Source organism: Prevotella corporis DSM 18810 = JCM 8529 (assembly GCF_000430525.1).
GTDB classification, from domain to species: domain Bacteria; phylum Bacteroidota; class Bacteroidia; order Bacteroidales; family Bacteroidaceae; genus Prevotella; species Prevotella corporis.
Genome location: NZ_AUME01000039.1, coordinates 1 through 20,936 on the forward strand (window position 1 = coordinate 1; position 20,936 = coordinate 20,936).

Sequence of the window (20,936 nt, forward strand, 5' to 3'; positions counted from 1 at the left end):
TGCCACTCACTGCGCATAATCTTCGCCAAGAACACCATCAAGGATGCAGCCAGGCTCTCCATGGCACGGTGGTACAATAAAGTTGAAGAGGCAGACTTCCATTCATTCAATGTGATTGCTGCCACATTCTACGAGCATTATGATGAGATATTGAACTTCTATAACAACAGATCTTCGAATGCCATGGCAGAATCGTTCAATGCCAAAATTAAACTTTTCCGAGCCAATCTAAGAGGAGTGGCAGACAAGAAGTTCTTTTTATTCAGAATTGCAAAACTATATGCCTATCCCCATTGATTTTCTACTGAGCCTGAAACTGCCCTGTGTTGCAAGTCTATGAAAAAAGACGGAAGTCCTTATGATAAGGACTTCCGTCTGTGCGCTCCAGGATGGGCTTGAACCAACGACCCCCTGATTAACAGTCAGGTGCTCTAACCAACTGAGCTACTGAAGCAGGTATGCTTTTTTGTTTAAGCGAGTGCAAAGATACAGCGTTTTTTTTTATTATCCAAACTTTTTGGAAAAAAAATTAGAGAAACACTAAAATTGATGTGATATTGGACAATAGTGTCCTAAAATTGTCTTCATTCATCCCCCAAAAGCTTAGCCCTCACTTTCTAAAAGCTTACCTTTTGCGCTGCAATAGGTCATGAATTGGAATGTAAAAGATAAGCTTTTAGATCGCAATTAATATCATTTTGATTATCAATGGTTTACAAAGTACGTCCCCAATACAGTTTTTTGTAATATAATTTCATGGTGCTGGTTAGGTAGAATGTTCATTATCAGGCGTCTGTTTATCACCACCTGAATACGAATTGGCGATGTACGCCCTATATGAATAGAAAGAAAACACGTCAAGTCTTATGATTTATGCGATGTTTCTTGAGTTTTCGAAAAAATATTTAGGACGCTATGGGACGCAATGATATACATTCTTTCGGTCGGATAAGGAATACAGATTGCTGGATACTTATTGAACTGACACTGATAATTGTTAAACTTCAATGGTCAGTACAGCCTCGTTGTCATTTATTTTTTGTAAGTTTGCAGTAGCTTAGTAGTATTAACGAACGTTCAAAACAGACAAACAATATGAAAATCATTCATCAGGCTGATTATAAGACCAACACTTGGAAAGGTGGAATTACGCGCGAACTATATATAACACCGGAGGGAAGCAGTCTTTCCGATCGTAATTTCGATGTCAGAATTTCATCGGCTGTCATCGATCTCACTTCGAGCGATTTCTCTGACTTCAGCGGTTATAAACGATACATCCTCCCCGTGGAGGGCCGTCTTACGCTTTTTAGAGATGAAAGAAAATACGAGCTTTCGCCGTTAGAGCCTTTCCTCTTTTCAGGTGATGAGGCCGTGCGCTCGGAGAACTCGAAGGGGGCGATTGACTTCAATGTCATCTTCCGGGCAGATCAGCAAGTAGAGGTCAGAGTCGTTGAGCGAGCTCATGCCGACAACGAACAGACGCGCACCTTGTTGTTTGCCATCGATGAGATCGTCGTTGACGGACAGCGTGTGGGGAAGCACGACTCGGTGTTGATAGATGGTGGATACACATTGGAAGGCAAGGCTATTGTTGTGACCTTTCTCTAATTTTTTGTAATTTTCGAGACTATCTATTTATTATTCCATTATAATAGTGTATTTTTGCAACACCGTATTCGCTGCCGATTCTCAACTTTGCGTCGGGTGGATGTGGCAGATGAGACAGTATTCATTATATTCTGAATTATGAAGAAAAAGATATTCCTGGCATTCGCATTGTGGCTGTTGGCCTTCTGTTCTACCGTCATGGCACAGGGCACAGCCTCCAAAGACCATAACTTCAAGGTGGCAAAGAATCTTGAAACCTTCTCAGCCATCTACAAGTACCTCGAAATGATGTATGTTGACACGCTTGATGCAGACGAGGTTGTCGGAACTGGAATCAATGCTATGCTCCGTTCGCTCGACCCTTACACGATTTATTATCCAGAGGAAAAGGTGAAAGACCTGAACATGATGATTTCGGGCAAATATGCTGGCATTGGAGCGATTGTCCGTTACAACATGGCGCTGCAGAATGTGGTCATCGACGAACCCTACGAGAAGATGCCAGCTGCTGAGGTTGGATTGCGGAAAGGCGATATCATCCTCTCTATCGACGATTCCACCATGGCAGGCAAGCCTGTGACCTATGTCAGCGAGCACCTTCGTGGCGATGCCGGCACCCGTTTTATACTGAAGGTCAAACGTCCAACCACTGGAAAGACTATGAGTTTCAAGATAACACGTAAGGCCATTCAGCTGCCGTCAGTCCCTTATTACGGATTGCAGGAAAATGGCATAGGCTATCTCAACCTAAACTCGTTTACGACTGATTGTGCGAAAGAAGTCCGCCGTGCTTTCCTTGAGATGAAGCGTGCTGGCATGACCTCGCTTGTATTCGATCTTCGGAATAATGGTGGCGGAAGTTTACAGGAGGCGATAGATATCGTCAATATGTTTGTGCCGAAAGGACTGACATTGGTGAAAACTGTTGGTAAACTCGAACGTGCCAACAAGGAATACAAAACCGCTGTTGAGCCTATTGACACTGTTATGCCGATTGTAGTACTCGTCAACAGAGAGACTGCCAGCGCCAGCGAGATTACCAGTGGCAGTCTGCAGGACCTCGACCGTGCCGTAATTCTCGGAACGCGCACGTATGGGAAGGGATTGGTTCAGGCGCCAATGAACTTACCTTATAATGGCAATCTTAAACTGACGACCAGCAAGTATTATATTCCGAGCGGACGTTGCATACAGGCCATCAACTACAAACATAACAACGGTGGGTACATAGAGCATGTTCCTGATTCGCTCACTCACCTCTTCCACACGGCCAATGGGCGTGAAGTCAGAGATGGTGGTGGAATTAAGCCCGATATTGAAATCTTGCCTGATTCGTTGCCCAATATTGCCTATTATCTCGCCTCCGTTGGCAGAGACTCTACGGAAGTGATGCTTAATTGGGAGTTGCAGTACATCAAAAATCATCCGACGATTGCCCCCGCCAAGACTTTCATTATCTCCGATGACGATTATGAGAGCTTCAAGCAAGCAGTGCTGGACAGTGGTTTCAAATACGACCGTGAGAGCAAGAAATACATGGAGAACTTGGTGAAACTGGCCAAGTTCGAAGGTTACTATGATGATGCTAAGGCAGAGTTTGATGCCCTTGACAAGAAACTGAACCACAACCTTTCAAAGGATTTGGACTATAACAAACAGACGCTGAAACAGGTACTTACTTCCGATTTGGTGTCGTCCTATTATTTCCAACGGGGCTCAATTGAGAACAGCCTACAGTTTGATAAACAATGGAAAGCGGCGGTACAGTTGCTCAACGATAAACCGAAATATCAGAAATTGCTCACACCGGTTTCTCGCCAAGCGACAGAATCGGCAGAGGGGAATAAACGCTAAACGGCGGTTTGTCGCCTGTTTTACCGTACGTTTCAAACGTATGGAGGGTAAGTTTTTGAATCAGCGACTGCTTGCTTCTAATGCTATTAAAAGAAGTTCTTAACTTTTCTTCAAAAAAGCTCTAAGCTTTTTTATGCCCGTCCGATTGCTTTTTTCCGGAAAACGGTTCTATCTTTGAGATAAAAAGATGTCAAAACGCATTCAAAAAGATGCAAGTCTTCGATGTGTTTCGTCGTAATACTCTTATACCAAAGTATTTTCATGATGGTTAAAGATTAGTTACAATCTGAAAATTTATAGCAAAAAAGATGGTTGTTATCAATTTAATGTCTAAATTTGCAGCCTAATTAACAAAACGTTGTTATGGAGATAAAGATTTCAAGAAAAGTTCTTTACAGGGAAATTCTCGATTATGTCATGATTGCCCTTGGGTGTTTGTTCTATGGTATCGGCTGGACCATCTTCCTTCTGCCCAACCACATTGGCAATGGCGGAGTGGCCGGGTTGTCTTCCATCATCTATTGGGGAACGGGAACACCGGTCTATGTTACCTACTTCGTCATGAATGCAGTGCTTTTGACGGCTGCCCTGAAAACACTCGGACTGCGGTTTTGTATCAAGACTATCTATGGCGTGATTGTTCTGACGCTGGTAACAGGTCTGATTCGCCAGTTTGTGCCCAATCCTACTATACTTCACGACCAGCCGTTCATGACTGCTCTCATCGGGGCCATCTTCTGTGGCTTGGGTTTGGGCTTCTGTTTGTCGTACAATGGCAGCTCAGGCGGTTCCGATATCGTAGCGGCCATTGTGAACAAGTACCGTGACATTTCTCTCGGACGTGTGATTATCCTTGTCGATATGACCATCGTGACACTCAGTTACCTTGTTCTTCGAAGCTGGGATCAAGTGATTTACGGTTATGTTTGTCTGATAATTACAGCCTTAGTGCTGGATCAGGTTGTCAATGCTGGACGTCGTTCTGTGCAGTTCCTCATCATCTCCGAGCGTTATCAGGAAATTTGCGACATGATTTCCTCCACTCCCCCGCATCGTGGTTGTACGATTATCGACGCGAAGGGCTATTACAGTGGCAAGAGTACGAAGGTAGTGATTGTCGTTACGCGCCGGCGTGAGGCGGGTTTGCTCTACCGGATGATAGACGACATTGATCCCCATGCTTTCGTTACGCAAAGTCAGGTGATGGGAGTGTTCGGCGAAGGTTTTGAGAAGTTCAAGGTTAAGCACAAGAATAGCAAGCCTCATAATGCGGAAACCGAAGTGCAGGCTTGATTCGCCTATAGCTCAGATCGGTCACTCGGGCACATTTTCACAATGCAAGGTTGACAATATAATTTCTCGGCTGACTTCATACGCTTGTCGGCAGCTTCTTAGCCATCGTCCCTCTCCTCAGCTTGCTGTGTCTTTATCATTACGACAAACAGACTGCTCAGTAAACAAATAACAACAGGACAGGCTCTGATGACCGATAGGAGTTTAAATATATTCGGATTGATTGTCCATGAAACAAAAAGTGCAAAGTCATCGTTTACTTTGCACTTTTTCTTTGCTTTTCCTTCTCTTGTTCCCTCTTGGTTTCATTGTAGGCCCTCAAAATCGGGTCTTCCACGTCAGTTCCGTCCAACTTCTTGAAAATCTTTCTTAGCTTTTCGACGTGTTCTTTGTCTCGCCTTCTTCGTCTGTCGAGCATCATTCCTAAGTCGAACTCGTTGATGGGATGTGGAGGCGCTTTCTCCAGTATATCCCTCTTGGGCATTCTTTTCAGGAGCGCATTCCCGTCAACAATTTGTTTTGCAGTTACTATGACCTCGTCGAGGTAGTGCTCGGCTGGGAAAAGGAACACGGTGTCTCTGAGAACTTCCTCGCGTTTGAGCTTCTCATTATGGAAACCCCTTCGCCGAAACGTTGCCGTGCTGAAGTTTTCAGGCAGCACAATATGTCCTAAGTAATCTGTTTTGCCTACGGGCTTGTCGTCGGCAAGTGTCTCCACGTCTCGCAGAGGAAAGCGGTTCGCACCGTCGCAGACCAATACTTGCTGGGCGTTTGCCTGGAAGTTGCAGAGCACGAGTAGAACAATCAATAGATTCTTTTCAGACATAAGGATGGCTTTGGACTACAAAATTACGGTTTATTCGTGAGAGAGAATGCCATTCCAGTGGTAATAAGATTTAAATAAATCCAATAAATGGCAAGGCTCTCTCACATCCTCTACGCAGTCATAAAGGTATTTTGTTCGTCCTTTTATCGATTGTCCATGCCTGTGGAACAGGCGATTCAATCAGCTTTCCCCTTCAATGCCCGCATGGCGTTGAACACGGTGAGCACCATGACTCCTACATCGGCAAATACTGCCATACTCATAGTTGCCAGGCCGATAGTGGAAAGCAGGAGAATAGCCACTTTGACACCAATGGCGAACACGGCATTCTGCATGGCGATGCTGATGGTTCGTCGCGAGATTCTCATGGCTTTGGCAATCTTCGATGGGCTGTCGTCCATCAGCACTACATCTGCAGCCTCTATTGCTGCGTCGCTTCCCAGTCCACCCATGGCGATTCCAATGTCGGCGCGGGTCAATACGGGTGCGTCGTTAATGCCATCGCCCACAAATGCTAACGACTGCCCGTCGGTCTTTTCACCCAACAAATGTTCTACATGCCCCACTTTGTCGGCTGGGAGCAGCTCAGAGTGGCAAATGTCGATGCCCAATTCTTTTGCCACGTGCTCACCTACTTCCTTGCGGTCGCCTGTGAGCATTACCGTCTTCCTCACTCCGAGTCGCTTCAATGCGGCGATGGCTTCTTTCGCGTCGTCTTTTACTTTGTCGGCGATGACGATGTGCCCAGCGTATCTCCCGTCAATGGCCACGTGAATGGTAGTACCCTTGAGTTCGTGGCATTGTTGACATGATGTCGGCATCGTCCCGATGGCCACCATCATGGCCTCGTTACCCACGCAGACGGTTCTTCCGTTGACCTTGGCTCTGATGCCTTGTCCTGCCAGCTCGGTAATGTTTTCTATCTTACAGTCGTCATTCTCGTCACGATAGGCATTGCGCAGCGCTGCGGCAATGGGGTGGGTGGAGAACCGTTCGACATGTGCGGCCATATGAAGCAACTCCTTCTCAGTGAGTTCGTTGGGGTGTACGGCCTTGACCTCGAATACTCCGTGTGTCAGCGTTCCCGTCTTGTCGAATACCATTGTGCCTATCTTGGCCAGTCCCTCCATGTAGTTGCCGCCCTTGATGAGAATACCTTCATGTCCTGCCCCACCTATTCCGCAGAAGAATGTGAGCGGAATGGATATGACGAATGCGCAAGGACAACTCACGACGAGAAAGGTGAGGGCTCGGTAGAGCCATGTTGAAAGTGCCGAGCTGTAGTCTGGTTGGAAAAGGGGTGGGACAAAGGCTACCAATATTGCAGCCATGACTACGATCGGGGTGTAGATTCTTGCGAAGCGGCGGATGAACGACTCGCTCTTCGACTTGTTTCCGGCTGCATTCTCGACGAGGTTGATAATCTTTGAGGCTGTGGATTCGCTGAAAGGTTTCACCACTCTTACCTTGAGCAGTCCCGAAATGTTGATGCTGCCAGAGAAAACCTCATCGCCTACCGTGACGTCGCGTGGCGCACTCTCGCCCGTCAGTGCCACGGTGTTGAGACTTGAGCTTCCGTCGGTGATGTTTCCGTCGAGCGGAATCCTCTCACCAGGTCTGATAACGATGGTCTCGCCTACCTGAACATCGTCTGGAGCGGTGTCGAGAGTTGTCCCATTGCGCTCCACGGTTGCCGTATCGGGGCGGATGTCCATGAGTTCGGAAATCGATTTTCGACTTTTGTCCTCGGCATAGTGCTCAAACATTTCGCCGAGTTGGAAGAAAATCATAATGCTCACACCTTCGACGAATTGAGGTTCGGCATCGGGCAGGAAACCAATGAGCAGCGCTCCGATGGTGGCGACGCTCATCAGGAAATTCTCGTCGAAGGGATTACCCTCCATAATGCCTTCGATGGATTCCGCCATCACGTCGTAGCCTATGACGAAGTAGGGGATAATGTAGAGCATCAGTGTCTGCCACATGGGCAAATCTGTGCGTTCGTCAATCAGCCATGCAGCCAGAAGCAATGCTCCTGTGAGAACGATTCTTGTCAGTTTTCTTTTCATATCCATTTTTATTTGTTGTTTCTGTCAGCAAAGTTACTGAGAATCTTTTGCAACCGAGTTGCAAAGTTTCGTCAGTATAGATATCGTCTTGCGAAAGCTCACCTTTTGAGTGATAATAGATGACCTTTGACACAGTGAAAGTTCACCTTCTGCAATACGTTTTTGCTTGCGATAAAAATGTACGGAAATTGATGCCGTCAATATTGAATAGTGGAATGGGGTCGAAGGATAATTTAAGTTAAAGGCTGAACTCCTCGCTTGGAATCCAGCCTTTCAATTAACTTTCCATCTTTGCAATTAAGTCATTATTTCGTAGGCGGAAAGTACACTCTCATTATTGTTTTATAGTGGTTAAAAATCATTTAACGTATATTTTCTTCATTGTTCCATCAGAATATTTTATGATGTTCAATCCCTTTTGAAGTTTCTTCAATTTATATCCGTTAACAGAGTAAACTTCCATCTTGCAAGGCTCGTCCGACTTTGTGCTTTCGATGCCGGCAGAGGTTGGTTGCACAACTAATGGCTCACTCTTAAATACATTTTCTCCATCATCATAGACCATAACCAATGAGAGTTTGGTAATGTCCGGATCATAGAAGTGCAGGATGCGTAGATTGCCATCCGACTTGATGTCATCATTCTTTTTGTCTTGGTAGTTGAAAGGAATGTTTGTCATATCATCGTCAATGTAGAAGTACTCGCTCTTTATAAACTTAAAGGGCTCTTTACTGTCGTTGACATAAACATTGTAATACATTTTGTCCGGGCTGAGGTAGTTGCCATTTACATCCGCATTGTTTACATAGAAAGCCAATATAGTAGTTGTTGTTGAGTAATCATAACTCGGCGTAGCATTGCAATAGAACAGTTTTGGTGTCTCCGGCTTTGCGGCTTTTTGAACAAATGGAGTCAATGTCATGTTTCCAAATACCTCATAATCATCCGATGGATTATTAGTTTCGCTGCTTAGACCCAAAAACATCTTAAGCAGATTGCCGGTGGTAAGCTTTTGCGTTTCAGTATCTACTGAAAAATCAATTCTATCGGCCATCGTTGTTGCATCTTTGAAAGCAGCAGCAAAAATATGATATTTCATCAGGTCGCCTGAATACTTGCCAAAATCACCCTTGGTAGATGTTCCCATATACTGATTTGTCAGCAAGGTCGCCTTATTACCATTTAACGTAATCTTTACCCATGCGTCTGCCAATGCTGGATTTTTTGAAATGCCCTTTAGGTATAGGTCGTTTCCTTCTGCAATTGCATCAATAATACGTGGTGAACTTTCTTCGGCGCACGTGAACGTATATTGTTTCTTCACACCTGTTGCGGGAGGGGTCAGCAACTTGTATGCAAGCGTGCTGATGGTAATATTCCAATCGCCATAGAATCTATCCCAAACGCCGGAATTATCCACCATGCCCAATATTTCTTGTTTGGTGCCCATACCTTCCATTTGAAGCTTCGAGCCATCCCATGAAAACTCGATGTAGTTCTTATCCGGTGCAACCACCTCATATTGATTATCTCCTTTATTGACCAAACGATTGAGCGTAAATACTCTATCGCTTCCTCTTTCCGAATCATCATCGCCACCACTCTTGTCTTTATAGAATTTTTGTGGGAAGACAGCTTTGTATTTTCCTTCTCCCGTCTTGTCAAGTTTCATCCAAGATTTGCTTTCGAGTCCTGAGAGTGGGTTGTAAACATAAAGACATCCATCCGTACCCTCTATGATTTGCGAGACCAAACCTTCGTAAACACCGGGTTCTGAATTTACCCATCCCCGCACCCAAGATTCGCTATGGCGATACATATTGTCGATTTTCTTCCCTTCAGGCTCGGTTACAATCTGAGCTGTGGCAGCAATACTTATTGCCAATGTACAAATTGAGAATAATGCTTTTTTCATAATTTGATTTTTAGATTGTGAATAATTTGTTTTGTTAGAAATCATATCCAAGTCCAATGGTGCAGTAGCTTTTCCCACCATCTGCAGTTTTCAGCATATAAGCACCATTGATGCGAAAGTTATGGTATTTGACTCCCGCACCCATTGTGAAATGACTGAGGTTGTGATCGCCATACTCATAACCTGCTCTTGCTGACAACAAGTTGTTGTAGGTGTATTCAACGCCGCCACCCAACATGAAAACTTTGGCGTCTGTGGGTCGGAAGAAATAGCGTGTGGCCAACGCTGCACCTACTTTGTGCATGTCGGTTACATCAACTTCCATTTTTCCTCCCAATGAAACATGAGTGGGCATTGAGCTTTTGTGCCCATTACCGTAGTCAAGGTCAGGACCTATAGCTTCCACCTTGGCGTCAATCATAACGCTGGCAGGTCTTTTCGCCATTGTGAGGTTATCTTTAGTGTAGGATAGTCCCACCGAAAAAGCACCACCGTAGGCATTCTTAGAAAGATGGCTGAAGATAAAAGCTCCGGTAGCATAAGCAGCCAACCCATTGCCTATCATGTAAGAGTAGCCCAAATCAATAGTCCAATCATAGGGTTTATATTCCTTGGTTGGTTCGCCCATCATGTCGTATCCGTTGAATTTTAGTCCGCCGGCATACCTGAAACCTCCAAATACTGAGTGCCGCTTAAAAAGTTTGTAACCTATTGTGACTGTGTACAAACCGAATAATCCTTGTGCGCCATCTTCTTTTTCATACAACGAGACTGAGGCGTCGGATGTAAACCTTTTATCGGTGTTGAAGAACGCCGAGGGAGTATTGTAAAGGTACATTCCATCGCTTGCAACCGAAGCATTGCCCATGCTTGCTGTTTTGGAATCAGGATTTGCCGTTAGAATTGGTAGGGATTGTCCTTGGGCTTTCGCTTGTGTAGCACCGAAAAGTGCTGCACAAGCTATGATTATCATGTGTTTTGAATTCATGTCTGTTGAATTTATCGTTTAATGAACATTTTACTGAAATCACCCTTGTTTGTATGCACTGTCAACTTGTAGGTGCCGGAGCGCAAGCTGGCGAGATTCAGTGTGGCAACATGCTTGCTGTCGGGTTTTACATTGGCTTTCATCACTCGTTCACCTACGGTTGATGAGATGATGAATTCTGCTTGGCTAACCTCCGGGTTGAGCAGAGCGTTGATATCTCTTTTCACCGGAATAGGATAGACGGCATAGACCGGAGCGGACTTTCTCTCAACGACACGAAGCTGGAACGAGCCTTCCGATGAGTTTTGCCTACCGTCGGAAGCGAGTACGCTGATACGGGTCGTGCCTTTTGCCAAAGCCTTGATTTGAATGTTGTTGTTGCTTATTCCGGCTGATGCAATCTTATTGTTCGATGCACTAACCGTGTAGGTCAGTTCCTTGTTGGCACTGCCCGAATAATGCCCCTTCAACGGAATGTTCACAACGCCCTCATCGAGTCCGATAATAAAATTGTCGAATGGCTTTTCGAGTTTCGGTGGCATATATTTGAAAATGCAGAATCTGAGATTCTTTTCCAATTTAGCACCAAGATCGTCGGAGATAATGAATTTGCAAGTATAGTTGCCGGCTGCGAGAACGGGGACGATGGTGATATTCACCGTTGATTTGTTGATGGTGTATGAAACACCTTTTGTATCGCCAGCAGTCTTCAAGTCCCAGTTGTGTCCGTCAGGATCAGCAACGTTGAAGCTGAAAGTCTTTCTTTCGTTGTTGCTCAATTCGATAACGTCTTCGGGAAATCCCGTTGCCTCAGGAGTATGATTGAGTTTTGTCTTGCACTTCTTAATGATAGGCTCCGAGATGTTGCCCCAACGGTCGATGGCAACAATGGCAATGTGGTATTCCTTGTTGTCCTGTAGATTGTCAAAGTTGAACTTCAGTGTCTCTCCCAGCTTATGTCCAATACCATTGATTTCTCGATAGGTCTTGTTCTTGAGATTCTCTTTCGTGAGTTCGTTAGGACTGATGTAGAGTCTATAGAAAGAGGCTGTCTTATCCTCATCTTTAGCAACGCTCCATTCTGCACGGATTTCCACGAAGTCAGGGATAAGGTTTAGTTTCTCAACCTTATCGGGGGCTATCTTGGTGTCAGATTCAAATGCAGCCTCAGCATCAATGTAGCCCTTTCCCAACTTTCCTTTGTACATCGGATTCATTTCATCGATGTTGAATGGGCGGTATGCAGAGACAAGACGCGATTTAAGATCATCATTGGTAAATCCCTGTTTTCCAAAATAAGACGCGACAAGCGCAGCAATACCTGAAACGTGTGGGCAAGCCATTGAGGTTCCTTGAAGAAATGCATAACCCTTTGGATTCTTCGCCATAGAGACGGTACTTAAAACACCTCCTTCTGTTCCGTAGGTCTCTTGGTCGCCACCTGGAGCCATGATGGTTACCCATTTTCCATAATTACTGTAGCTGGCTCTCTTGAAGTCCCATGCCATCGCTGAAACAGAAATCGTCGGAGCGTAGCAAGCAGGGTAAGCCGAAAACTCCTTATTCTCGTTACCGGCGGCAAAAATGACCACTCCTCCCTTCATTGGTGAATCGGATCTCTGCTTTCCAGTTTCGTCACAACCGGCATATTTAATGAAATAATCGATGGCTTCCTGCAAAAGTTTAGGCATTTCTGTGACTTCGGAAGCTGAGGGATAGCCCCATGAGTTCTGACAGATGACAGCACCGTTGTCGGCGGCGTACTTAATAGCTGCTGCCGCATCGCCCTGCTCATTCTTTTTTCTGAAAATCTGGCAACTCATGACCCTTACTCCACTACCTGGAGTTCCATCGCCACCAGCAATACCAGCGACTCCTTTACCGTTGTTGTTGCGTGCAGCAATAGTTCCCGCAACGTGCGTACCATGTGATTCGTCATCAGGCTCTATCGTGCCACCAACGACATTATCGCCCTCAACAAAGTTGTAGCCGTAAACATCATCAATGAAACCATTGCCATCGTCATCGAAGTTAGGCTTTCCGTTTTTTTCCAGTTCATTCACATAGAGGTTTTCCACTAAGTCTTCGTGGGTTACGTCTATACCACCATCGACTACGGCAACGATTACATTTTTTGTTCCTGTTGTATATTTTTCCCATACAGGCTTGACGTTACAGTCAGCCCCCGGAACAGCGGTAGTACTCACTGAACCATCGTTGTAATAATGCCATTGCTGGGGAAGCAGCGGGTCGTTGAATTTCCCCTTACCACTGGTTGTCTTGGCTTTGGTTTCAATATTTCTCACTGACTTGACTGTTACTTCGGGATGAGCGATGGGTAGGATGCGCTCAACATACTCAACTCCCTTAACTTTATTGAATTGTTGAAGAACAGCCCCAACGTCTTTACTCTCATCAAAATATACGGTGTACCAGCGATCAAGACCTGTGGCAACGGTACGTGCCTCGTATTTGCCTGCCGGTTTGAAAACTCTTTCCATCCTGTAAGCTCCCGAGAATTTCATCGCGGAAGCCATTGCCGAGGGTACACTCTGCATTTCCACTTTCCCGTCTGATGAACTTTCCAGCTCATAGTTCTCTCTCGGACTTAATTTGATATTGATGCAGCCTTTTACTGCAAAGATATCCTTGTTAATCGTAACATTGCGTGTGCCGGAATTGGGTGCTTCCAAATTGAAGTTGTCCTGACACGATGTGGCAAACATCATTCCCACGACAGCGCATGCACATAGATATATAATTGATTTTTTCATTTCTTTTATTGTAGTTTTCTTCGATTTTCTTTCTTGAGCATTCTTTCCACTTTGGATACCATGGTAGTTTTGCTCCCTGCAAAAACATCCGGCTTGTAAAGAACGCTTATTTGCATGACGGGCTGTCCTGCATTTATATCAGCGAATTTGTCACCGGAAATAGCCAATGTCAGACAGTCGGAACGGCGTGCATAGACATGGTGCTTACCGTTGTATCCAATAAATTCAAAATTGTTGGAAGTAAGTAGTTTGTCAAATTCACGAGTAACGAACCATTCCTTACCTTGTCTCCAAATTCCAAGATTTGGATTACTGTAACTCAAACTATACTGTTCCACGCTTCCCACCATTTCTTTCGGTGCCGGGAAGTCTCCGCCACGTGTAAACAAAAAGTATGTTCGCGTTATCAGCAATGGATCGGTGGTCTTGTAAGCTACAGCCTCTATCTCTCTATTCTTGGAAACTTGCCGAGCTATTTCTTCACTGTTCTGCGATTTTTCATATTTATCTATTGCACTGAGTTTTTTGTCAGCTTTATTGAGCAAGTGAAGTGGACCTAACTCGAGGCTCTTAAACGTCTCATAGTCACGATCCTGAATGTGCATTTGCCAGAAGAAAAGAACAACGCTATTGTTGCTTTCCATAATATCCACATCCATTGTCATTAGCTCCTGTTCGTTAATATAATGGTTAGGGTCTTTCGTATCTCTGACATAGCCATTCGCCTTGACAAAGTCTTGAAACTCCTGAGAACGCACAGCATCTACACCTTCTTTTACCAATGAGCGTGTAAAAATACGTGTTGGCATGAAAGTCTCCGTGTCATGCACATAGAAGACTTCTTTAAATAGAGGGGAGGGAGTTCTAAACACATATGTTTCTTCGTATAAATTAAATGAAGGATCTGGAGGACCATATTCGGCAAAGAGGCTGCCGCGTTGGTGCTCAAAATTCATCATTTTATAAAGGCTGAAAGGTATGCCCGGATTACATGCCAATACAAAGGCGCATACCCCCGGCTGCTTTACGACTACGTCAGTATTATTTCCTCCTATAGAAATTTTCAGTTTAACTGTTCGCTCTTTTGTGTCATAATTAGGCTTTGAGATAAATTTCAAGGAATGTTTCTTTTTGACAATCTGCAACCAATCCGTACTTTCTGCCTGTATCAGCTCATAGGGTATATCACCAGTATTCACGTTTACCGATGTGGTGCCTCCCACCTGTGGCAATACGACTTCACCTCCGGAAATACCCAAAGACTGATTGTCAGCACTTTGGCTGATAGTTATTTTTTTCACTGCCAAGCCGCCGTCGATAAGGATATAGCTGTTTCGTTCCATTCCGGTAACATTCGCATCAACTTTCACGATGAGTTCGTTGCCATTAGGAGTCAAATGTATCCACTGCTTCGGAGATGTAGCAATCCACTCCTTGCAGTTTGTATTCACCATAATTGTTTTCTCCTCTCCCTGTATGTTGAATGTCAGAGCTTGTTCGGAGACATCAAGTTTTGGCTGTTCAAAATCAACACTGTCTGCACAATTCGCCACCATTGCCATTACCAGACAAAAAGTGGAGAGGCGCAACAAATGATATAATTGTTTAATTTGCATATTGAATAATACTAAATTAGAGTTTAATGTGACAGACTAATACTTTAGCATTTTCTTAGCTTTATTGAAATTGCTTATCATCTTGTCTTGCGCCTTGACAACTTTACTGCCGGCGCCAAAAATGGTATTATCGTAATTGTACAGCAATGCAAGCACCGGAACATTGTTATCGACTACACAAGTAACTGCAATGACCAAATGGTCTCGTTGACGACCAAAGAAATGCGTATTATTGGTTGTGCGTAGGAATGAAAATCCTTCTTCGCCAAGCTTTTTCTTAAGTTCATTTGTAACAAGCCATTTTTTTCCATATTTCCATACACCGAGGTCAGTGTTCTTGAACAGAAGGGCTCCAATCTGCACACTACCGAGCTTCTCATCAGCCTTTCCATCTTCGCCGGTAGTGTAGAAAATATGAATGCGGCTATAGGCCGGTTGTTGGCTTGCATTAAGAATATATTGGATTTGTGAAACTTCAGTCTTCTTAAACTCATTATAGCTACGTTCTTCTTCTTTGCTTCCGGCTTTCTTCTCAAAAGCCTCTACTTCCGGCACTTTTACATTAGCAACCTGCAAGAGTTCGAACGGATAGTAAGGTAATTTGTCGAAAGTCTTAAGTTCTTTAACTTGTTTTATCACTGGTGTATAAGTAAGATTTACTCCCTCTCCACCCGGTTTCTCAGAAACAAAAACCTTCAGTGATAAAAGTTCTTTTTCATTGAAGTATTCTCTATCCGACTCCGAATTGCTGCGTGTATAACCATTATTGGTGAGGAATTTTTCAAAAGCCTTGTCCTTGACGGCATCTACGGCAACCATGCCATCACCAATATTGATAATCTGCGATGATGTTACACCGTCCGGGCTGCAATATTGCATTAACGTAAATATGGGGGAAGGAGTGATGAAGGTATAGGTTTCTTCAATACCGAAGCCCGGCATAGCTTGCTGATATTCGCGAAGATAGCTCCCACGTCCCAATTCATAGTCCATAATCTTATGAACATCCTGTGGCATTCCCGGATTGATGGGAAGGAGATAACGCTGAATGCCTGCCTGTGAAACAACGATTTCACGCGTTTGGTCGCCACTCTTGGCATAAAGTTTCACCATGCGTGTCTGATCGGTGTTGTTGCATTCTGCCACCAATTTTATTTCTTCGGAAAACTTATGTATTTTCAACCAATCTACTTCCTCACTGGTAGTGATGTCATAGATAGCTGAATTGGTTGAGATATCAACCACCTTCTCGCCTCCTGTTTGAGGAAGATAGACAACCTCGGGCATGACTTCGAGCGACACATCCGCCGCACTCTGAGTAACGTCAATCTTTCCCGTAGCCCCATTCGCATTCACGATGACGTGCCCCATGCGTTGGTTACCCATTTTGTTTTCAGCTACTTTCAGTTTTAGCATATCTCCATCCTGAATCAATGTCAGCCAGTCACCTTCCTGTGGCGAAGCGGCAGTCCAATGGTCTTGATTCGTATTGACACTGATGTTTCGTTCACCGGCACCTCTGTCAAACGCTACACTGGTTTCTGAAAGAATCAACGTCGGCAACTCAAATTCGTCTTCTTTTGCACACGAAAGTACAGAAAGGAGAATTCCTCCAAGTAAAAGAGGAAAGATTGTCTTTTTTAATCTCATTTTGTTTTAGGTTTTATAGAATAATGATACATTTAATTAATTCAAAAATCTTCAATAAATATCAGAAAAACTGCGTATAATACGAATTTTAAACTATTGTGTATGATTAATTGTTTTTCACACTAAGCGCTACAAATATCCTAATAAATGAGGATAAAAACAAGTGTTTGTACCAAAAAACATTAATAATTTAACAACTTTTATTTCATTTTTCTTTTATTCTTCTATTCATTAACAGTATTATACTCATATTGACATTCTATTTTTTATATTTTAATTTTTTTGAATTTCTGTCAGTAATATTCTGTAAAATGTAGATTAGCGATATAAAAAAGAAAGCCCTGGACAGCCTATTGAAATCTTGGATACGGAAATTTTGATAATGATTTGTTGTCGATTGCTGTTCCTGTATTTAGGCTATTATCAATGTGTCCCGTTTCCATTTGGTTTCTCAAAAAAAAACAATCCGTTGCAGAAGTCTTACCCTTCTTTTTTCAGAACACGATGCTAAAGCTTTCAACCTTTAGGGAAACAGTGCGTTGTCAGAGTCGATTCCTTCAAGTAACTGTGGGTAAGTATAATGTTTTAATATCTATAATAAAAAGACAGTTTGATGTTAATTATGCGATTCTCATGATGGGCATTTCTACTATGGCCAAACAAAAAGGAGTTGCATTGCTGCAACTCCTTGATTCTTTTAGTGTGGACCAGCCTGAACTAATCCGCAGTATATCCTAATCGCTGAAAGCTAATTGTTTACCTTTTCGTTCAGATAGTTCCTGTAGCAGAAATGTAGCAGCAAACTGACTGGCTTATGACCGCTATTCTGACTATCTGCTGAAAGCATGCTTGCCCTCATTTTCTGTGTACAAAGTTAGATTTTTTTGTTTATATTTCCAAATCTTTGTGTCATAAATATTTAGAAACTTTTCTGCTACATTTTCCAGTGCACGGTGCAAGCCCTTATATATAAAGGGTCTTGCACCGTGCACTGGCTTTCATAATAATTATCTTTTTTTGTCGATTTCGGAATGATAATAAAGTATTTTTTCGTTTTAATCTATTAGGAATTGGAAAAGGTATTCCATGCTGACACTGCCAAAATATTTATCTGCACCTAATGCAAGCTTCCTTGCATGGGATGCAAACATTTGAATGTGGCGGGTTGCTCAAATTTAGGTGCTTTTGTAACTTTATACATATGAAACAGTTGCACAAAACCCTAAAGGAAAAGCGAGAACATGAAGGATACTCACAGGAGTATATCGCTGAAAAACTGAAAGTTAGCTCAAGTACCATCTCAAGATGGGAAACAGGAGCCGTATCCATGAGTATAGTACAAATTTGCAGCTATGCCAAAGTTTTGGAAATGGATGAGAGTGATCTGCTTGCATCTATTGCAAGGAGAAGAAGAGAAATACCACCCCCATTTATCCGACTGGGCATAGACGTGTTTGACGAAGAGACTTATGGAAAGATAATGGATCTCGCCAAGGAATTGGGACCGCAGCACATTATCTTACAAACCAAACTATAAAGACAGATGGAAATAATAACAGTAGAAAGCCAAGCCTATCAAGAACTGATAGACAGGCTCAACCGAATTGAGCAGTATGTCGAGCGCACCTCCCGTCTTATCCAAGACATAGACGATGAGCTGGAGATGACCACCAAAGACCTTATCGGGACTCTGAATGTTTCAGAGTCCACCCTTTACCGTTGGCGCAAGAAGCAGTTGGTGCGGTATCGCTACACAGAAGGTGGTGATGTGCGTTATTTTTTCAAGTCTATCGTGATTGCCACGAAATGCAACCGCCTCCGTGTTTCAGGTATGAGGAATGACGAGGTTCTTGGTAGGCTCAACCGTTTTAAGGACAATCTTATCATGAGTTCATGTCTTAACCCTAAAAACAGACAACTATGATAGAAAAAGAACAGATTCTTTTGCTTACCCAAGGAGGTTTGAATGTATTTTCCCATTTCCTTGGTTTTGAGGTGAATCTTCACCGAAACTTCCGTAGCCCCTTTTATGACGACAGACGGGCTTCCTGTCATATCTACTATGATAGGAAAACTTCTTCTTATAAATTCTATGATCATGGCGATACCACCTATTCAGGGGATTGCTTCTGGTTTGTGGCAACGTTGCGTAGTTTGAATCTGAAAACGAGTTTTCCCGAGGTCTTGGAAATCATCGTACAAGAACTTGGATTGTATTCTTTATGTGATGCTGAAAAGCATAACAAGCATATCACACCGTCATATAAAAATTCTAAAGCCTCCAGTCCTACGATTGAAATCATCAAGTGTACGGAAGAACGCCCATATAGTTTCGAGATACAGCCATTTGACGATGGACTGCTGAACTATTGGGCGCATTATGGCATTCATGAAGATACACTCCGGCTTTTTCGGGTACGGAGTCTTAAACGGTATGAGAGCGTATCTGCCGAGGGCAAGAAGTTTGAACTTCACAGTTCACCGACAGAACCGATATTTGCCTATATCGGAAACGGCTATGTAAAGATATACCGACCACACAGTCCGAAAATCCGCTTCCTCTATGGTGGAAGGATGCCAGTCACCTATTGCTTCGGTATGGAGCAGATTCCCACCAAAGGTGATATTCTTTTCATCACAGGTGGAGAAAAGGATGTGCTCTCGTTATATGCACACGGCTTCAATGCGATATGTTTCAACAGTGAAACGGCACAAATACCGACAAGCATCATTGAGAGCCTTCAACTTCGCTTTCGGCATATCATACTCTTGTATGATGCGGATGAAACAGGTGTAAGGGAGGCGCATAAACAGGCTGAACATTTTGTAGAATTCAAAGTGTTGAATCTTACACTTCCACTTAGTGGAACCAAGACGGAAAAGGATATTTCTGATTTCTTTGCTTTAGGAAATGGAGCAACGGAACTGAAGGATTTACTTGCCAAAATGTTTACAGACCTATACAGCCAAACCATGATGATGTTACGTTCCTGTGAAATTGACTATGAGAATCCACCAGACATTTCCAAATCAGTAGTAGCAGTAAACGGTGTGCCACTCGGCACGCAGGATAACCTATTCTGCATCACTGGAGGAGAAGGTACGGGCAAGAGTAACTATGTAGGAGCCATTCTTGCTGGAACATTGGGAGAAGAACAACTGCCAATAGAGAAAACCTTGGGATTAGAGATTACCGCCAATCCCAAAGGTTTGGCAGTTCTGCACTATGACACGGAGCAGTCCGAGGCACAACTCCACAAGAATTTGGGCAAGACATTGCGCAGGGCTTCTCTGGCAGCAGTACCTGAATATTATCATTCTCTGTATCTCGCTTCGCTTTCCCGTAAAGACCGGTTGAAACTTATCCGTGAAAGTATGGACCTGTTTCATCACAAGCATGGGGGCATCCACCTTGTGGTGATTGACGGCATAGCTGACTTGATACGTTCCGCCAACGATGAAACGGAAAGCATTGCCATCGTGGATGAGCTTTACCGTCTGGCAGGGATTTACAACACCTGCATCATCTGCGTGCTGCACTTCGTGCCAAATGGTATCAAACTCCGTGGGCATATTGGCTCCGAACTTCAACGCAAGGCGGCAGGCATTCTCTCCATAGAGAAAGATGATAATCCTGAATACTCGGTGGTGAAAGCTCTGAAAGTCCGTGACGGAAGCCCGTTGGACGTACCGATGATGCTTTTTGGATGGGACAAGGCAAAGGATATGCACGTCTATCGTGGTGAGAAGTCCAAGGAGGACAAGGAAAAGCGCAAAACCGATGAACTCGTTGGCGTTATAAGAGAAGCCTTCCGAAATTCTTTCAAACTCACCTATCAGGAACTTTGTGATGTTCTGATGCGAGAAATGGAAATTAAGGATAGAACAGCAAAGAAGTACATCGCCTACATGAAAGAACAGCATATTTTGGCACAGGATATCAATGGCAACTATCAAAAAGGAGAATTATGTCGTACATAAACTATAATACAGAAGCCACTTGGCAAAAACGCCTGTTCGATAAGCTCATGAATGTTGAGGACAAACTCGACCGTCTGCTTGTCCTGCAAGAACAATCCGTCGATACGACTGTCCATCCACCATTGAAACCCGAATATTTGGATATCATAGATGTGTCCAAGATCCTCAAAGTGGAACAAAAGACCATCTACAACTGGGTGTGGGCAGGGAAAATTCCTTATCTCAAAGCCAATGGACGTTTGTTGTTTTTACGTAAGGAGATAGATGAAATGGTACGAAAACGGGAGGAGTGAGGAAGAACTATCTCACCTTTTCACTCAATCAAACTTTAATCGTTATGACAATTCAATAACAATAAA

The 20,936-nt window shown here is 43.7% G+C and carries 15 protein-coding genes and 1 tRNA gene; 8 read left to right on the top strand and 8 right to left on the bottom strand.

Annotated elements, in window-relative coordinates; translation table 11 throughout:
- A partial coding sequence (locus H515_RS0107930) for a transposase (RefSeq protein ID WP_028901813.1) occupies nt 1-297 on the top strand: 297 nt, incomplete at its 5' end.
- Nucleotides 298-380: 83 nt separating this feature from the next.
- Here the strand turns inward: H515_RS0107930 and H515_RS0107935 are convergent.
- Nucleotides 381-454 (bottom strand) — tRNA-Asn (locus tag H515_RS0107935).
- 641 nt (nt 455-1,095) lie between these two features.
- Between H515_RS0107935 and H515_RS0107940 the strand changes: the two genes are divergently transcribed.
- The 3 genes from H515_RS0107940 to H515_RS0107950 all read left to right on the top strand — a co-directional run bounded on the left by H515_RS0107940 (nt 1,096) and on the right by H515_RS0107950 (nt 4,758).
- Nucleotides 1,096-1,611: a HutD/Ves family protein gene (locus H515_RS0107940; protein WP_025877628.1), complete on the top strand. Its 516-nt coding sequence runs from the start codon at nt 1,096-1,098 to the stop codon at nt 1,609-1,611.
- A gap of 138 nt (nt 1,612-1,749) precedes the next feature.
- Entirely contained in the window at nt 1,750-3,465 is a 1,716-nt protein-coding gene (locus H515_RS0107945) for a S41 family peptidase (protein WP_036891608.1), read from the top strand.
- Nucleotides 3,466-3,828: 363 nt separating this feature from the next.
- Nucleotides 3,829-4,758: a YitT family protein gene (locus tag H515_RS0107950; protein ID WP_025877630.1), complete on the top strand. Its 930-nt coding sequence runs from the start codon at nt 3,829-3,831 to the stop codon at nt 4,756-4,758.
- Nucleotides 4,759-5,014: 256 nt separating this feature from the next.
- Here the strand turns inward: H515_RS0107950 and H515_RS0107955 are convergent, their stop codons facing one another.
- The 7 genes from H515_RS0107955 to H515_RS0107985 all read right to left on the bottom strand — a co-directional run bounded on the left by H515_RS0107955 (nt 5,015) and on the right by H515_RS0107985 (nt 16,596).
- Nucleotides 5,015-5,584: a hypothetical protein gene (locus H515_RS0107955; RefSeq protein ID WP_025877632.1), complete on the bottom strand. Its 570-nt coding sequence runs from the start codon at nt 5,582-5,584 to the stop codon at nt 5,015-5,017.
- 176 nt (nt 5,585-5,760) lie between these two features.
- Entirely contained in the window at nt 5,761-7,653 is a 1,893-nt protein-coding gene (locus H515_RS0107960) for a heavy metal translocating P-type ATPase (RefSeq protein ID WP_025877635.1), read from the bottom strand.
- Between the two features lie 358 nt (nt 7,654-8,011).
- Nucleotides 8,012-9,568, bottom strand: a complete 1,557-nt coding sequence (locus tag H515_RS0107965) for a hypothetical protein (RefSeq protein WP_025877637.1) — start codon at nt 9,566-9,568, stop codon at nt 8,012-8,014.
- Nucleotides 9,569-9,602: 34 nt separating this feature from the next.
- Nucleotides 9,603-10,556: a PorV/PorQ family protein gene (locus H515_RS0107970; RefSeq protein WP_025877639.1), complete on the bottom strand. Its 954-nt coding sequence runs from the start codon at nt 10,554-10,556 to the stop codon at nt 9,603-9,605.
- 11 nt (nt 10,557-10,567) lie between these two features.
- Nucleotides 10,568-13,330, bottom strand: a complete 2,763-nt coding sequence (locus H515_RS0107975; RefSeq protein ID WP_028901815.1) for a S8 family serine peptidase — start codon at nt 13,328-13,330, stop codon at nt 10,568-10,570.
- Between the two features lie 5 nt (nt 13,331-13,335).
- Nucleotides 13,336-14,946 carry a BACON domain-containing protein gene (locus H515_RS0107980; RefSeq protein WP_028901816.1) on the bottom strand — a complete coding sequence of 537 codons (1,611 nt, stop codon included), beginning with the start codon at nt 14,944-14,946 and terminating at the stop codon, nt 13,336-13,338.
- A gap of 36 nt (nt 14,947-14,982) precedes the next feature.
- Nucleotides 14,983-16,596, bottom strand: a complete 1,614-nt coding sequence (locus tag H515_RS0107985) for a BACON domain-containing protein (RefSeq protein WP_028901817.1) — start codon at nt 16,594-16,596, stop codon at nt 14,983-14,985.
- Nucleotides 16,597-17,797: 1,201 nt separating this feature from the next.
- On the opposite strand from H515_RS0107985, the gene H515_RS0107995 reads away from it, so the two are divergent.
- The 4 genes from H515_RS0107995 to H515_RS0108010 are packed head-to-tail and all read left to right on the top strand — an operon-like array spanning nt 17,798 to nt 20,870.
- Nucleotides 17,798-18,133 carry a helix-turn-helix domain-containing protein gene (locus H515_RS0107995; RefSeq protein ID WP_025064766.1) on the top strand — a complete coding sequence of 112 codons (336 nt, stop codon included), beginning with the start codon at nt 17,798-17,800 and terminating at the stop codon, nt 18,131-18,133.
- A gap of 6 nt (nt 18,134-18,139) precedes the next feature.
- Nucleotides 18,140-18,520: a MerR family transcriptional regulator gene (locus tag H515_RS0108000; protein ID WP_025878223.1), complete on the top strand. Its 381-nt coding sequence runs from the start codon at nt 18,140-18,142 to the stop codon at nt 18,518-18,520.
- Nucleotides 18,517-20,577, top strand: coding sequence for a bifunctional DNA primase/helicase (locus tag H515_RS0108005; RefSeq protein ID WP_028901818.1), 2,061 nt, complete (start codon nt 18,517-18,519; stop codon nt 20,575-20,577). The genes H515_RS0108000 and H515_RS0108005 overlap by 4 nt, the downstream gene beginning before the upstream one ends.
- The gene (locus tag H515_RS0108010; protein ID WP_025878059.1) at nt 20,565-20,870 is read left to right on the top strand and encodes a helix-turn-helix domain-containing protein; all 306 of its coding nucleotides are present in this window, start codon (nt 20,565-20,567) and stop codon (nt 20,868-20,870) included. Before H515_RS0108005 ends, H515_RS0108010 begins: the two co-directional genes overlap by 13 nt.
- The last annotated feature ends 66 nt before the right edge of the window (nt 20,871-20,936 follow it).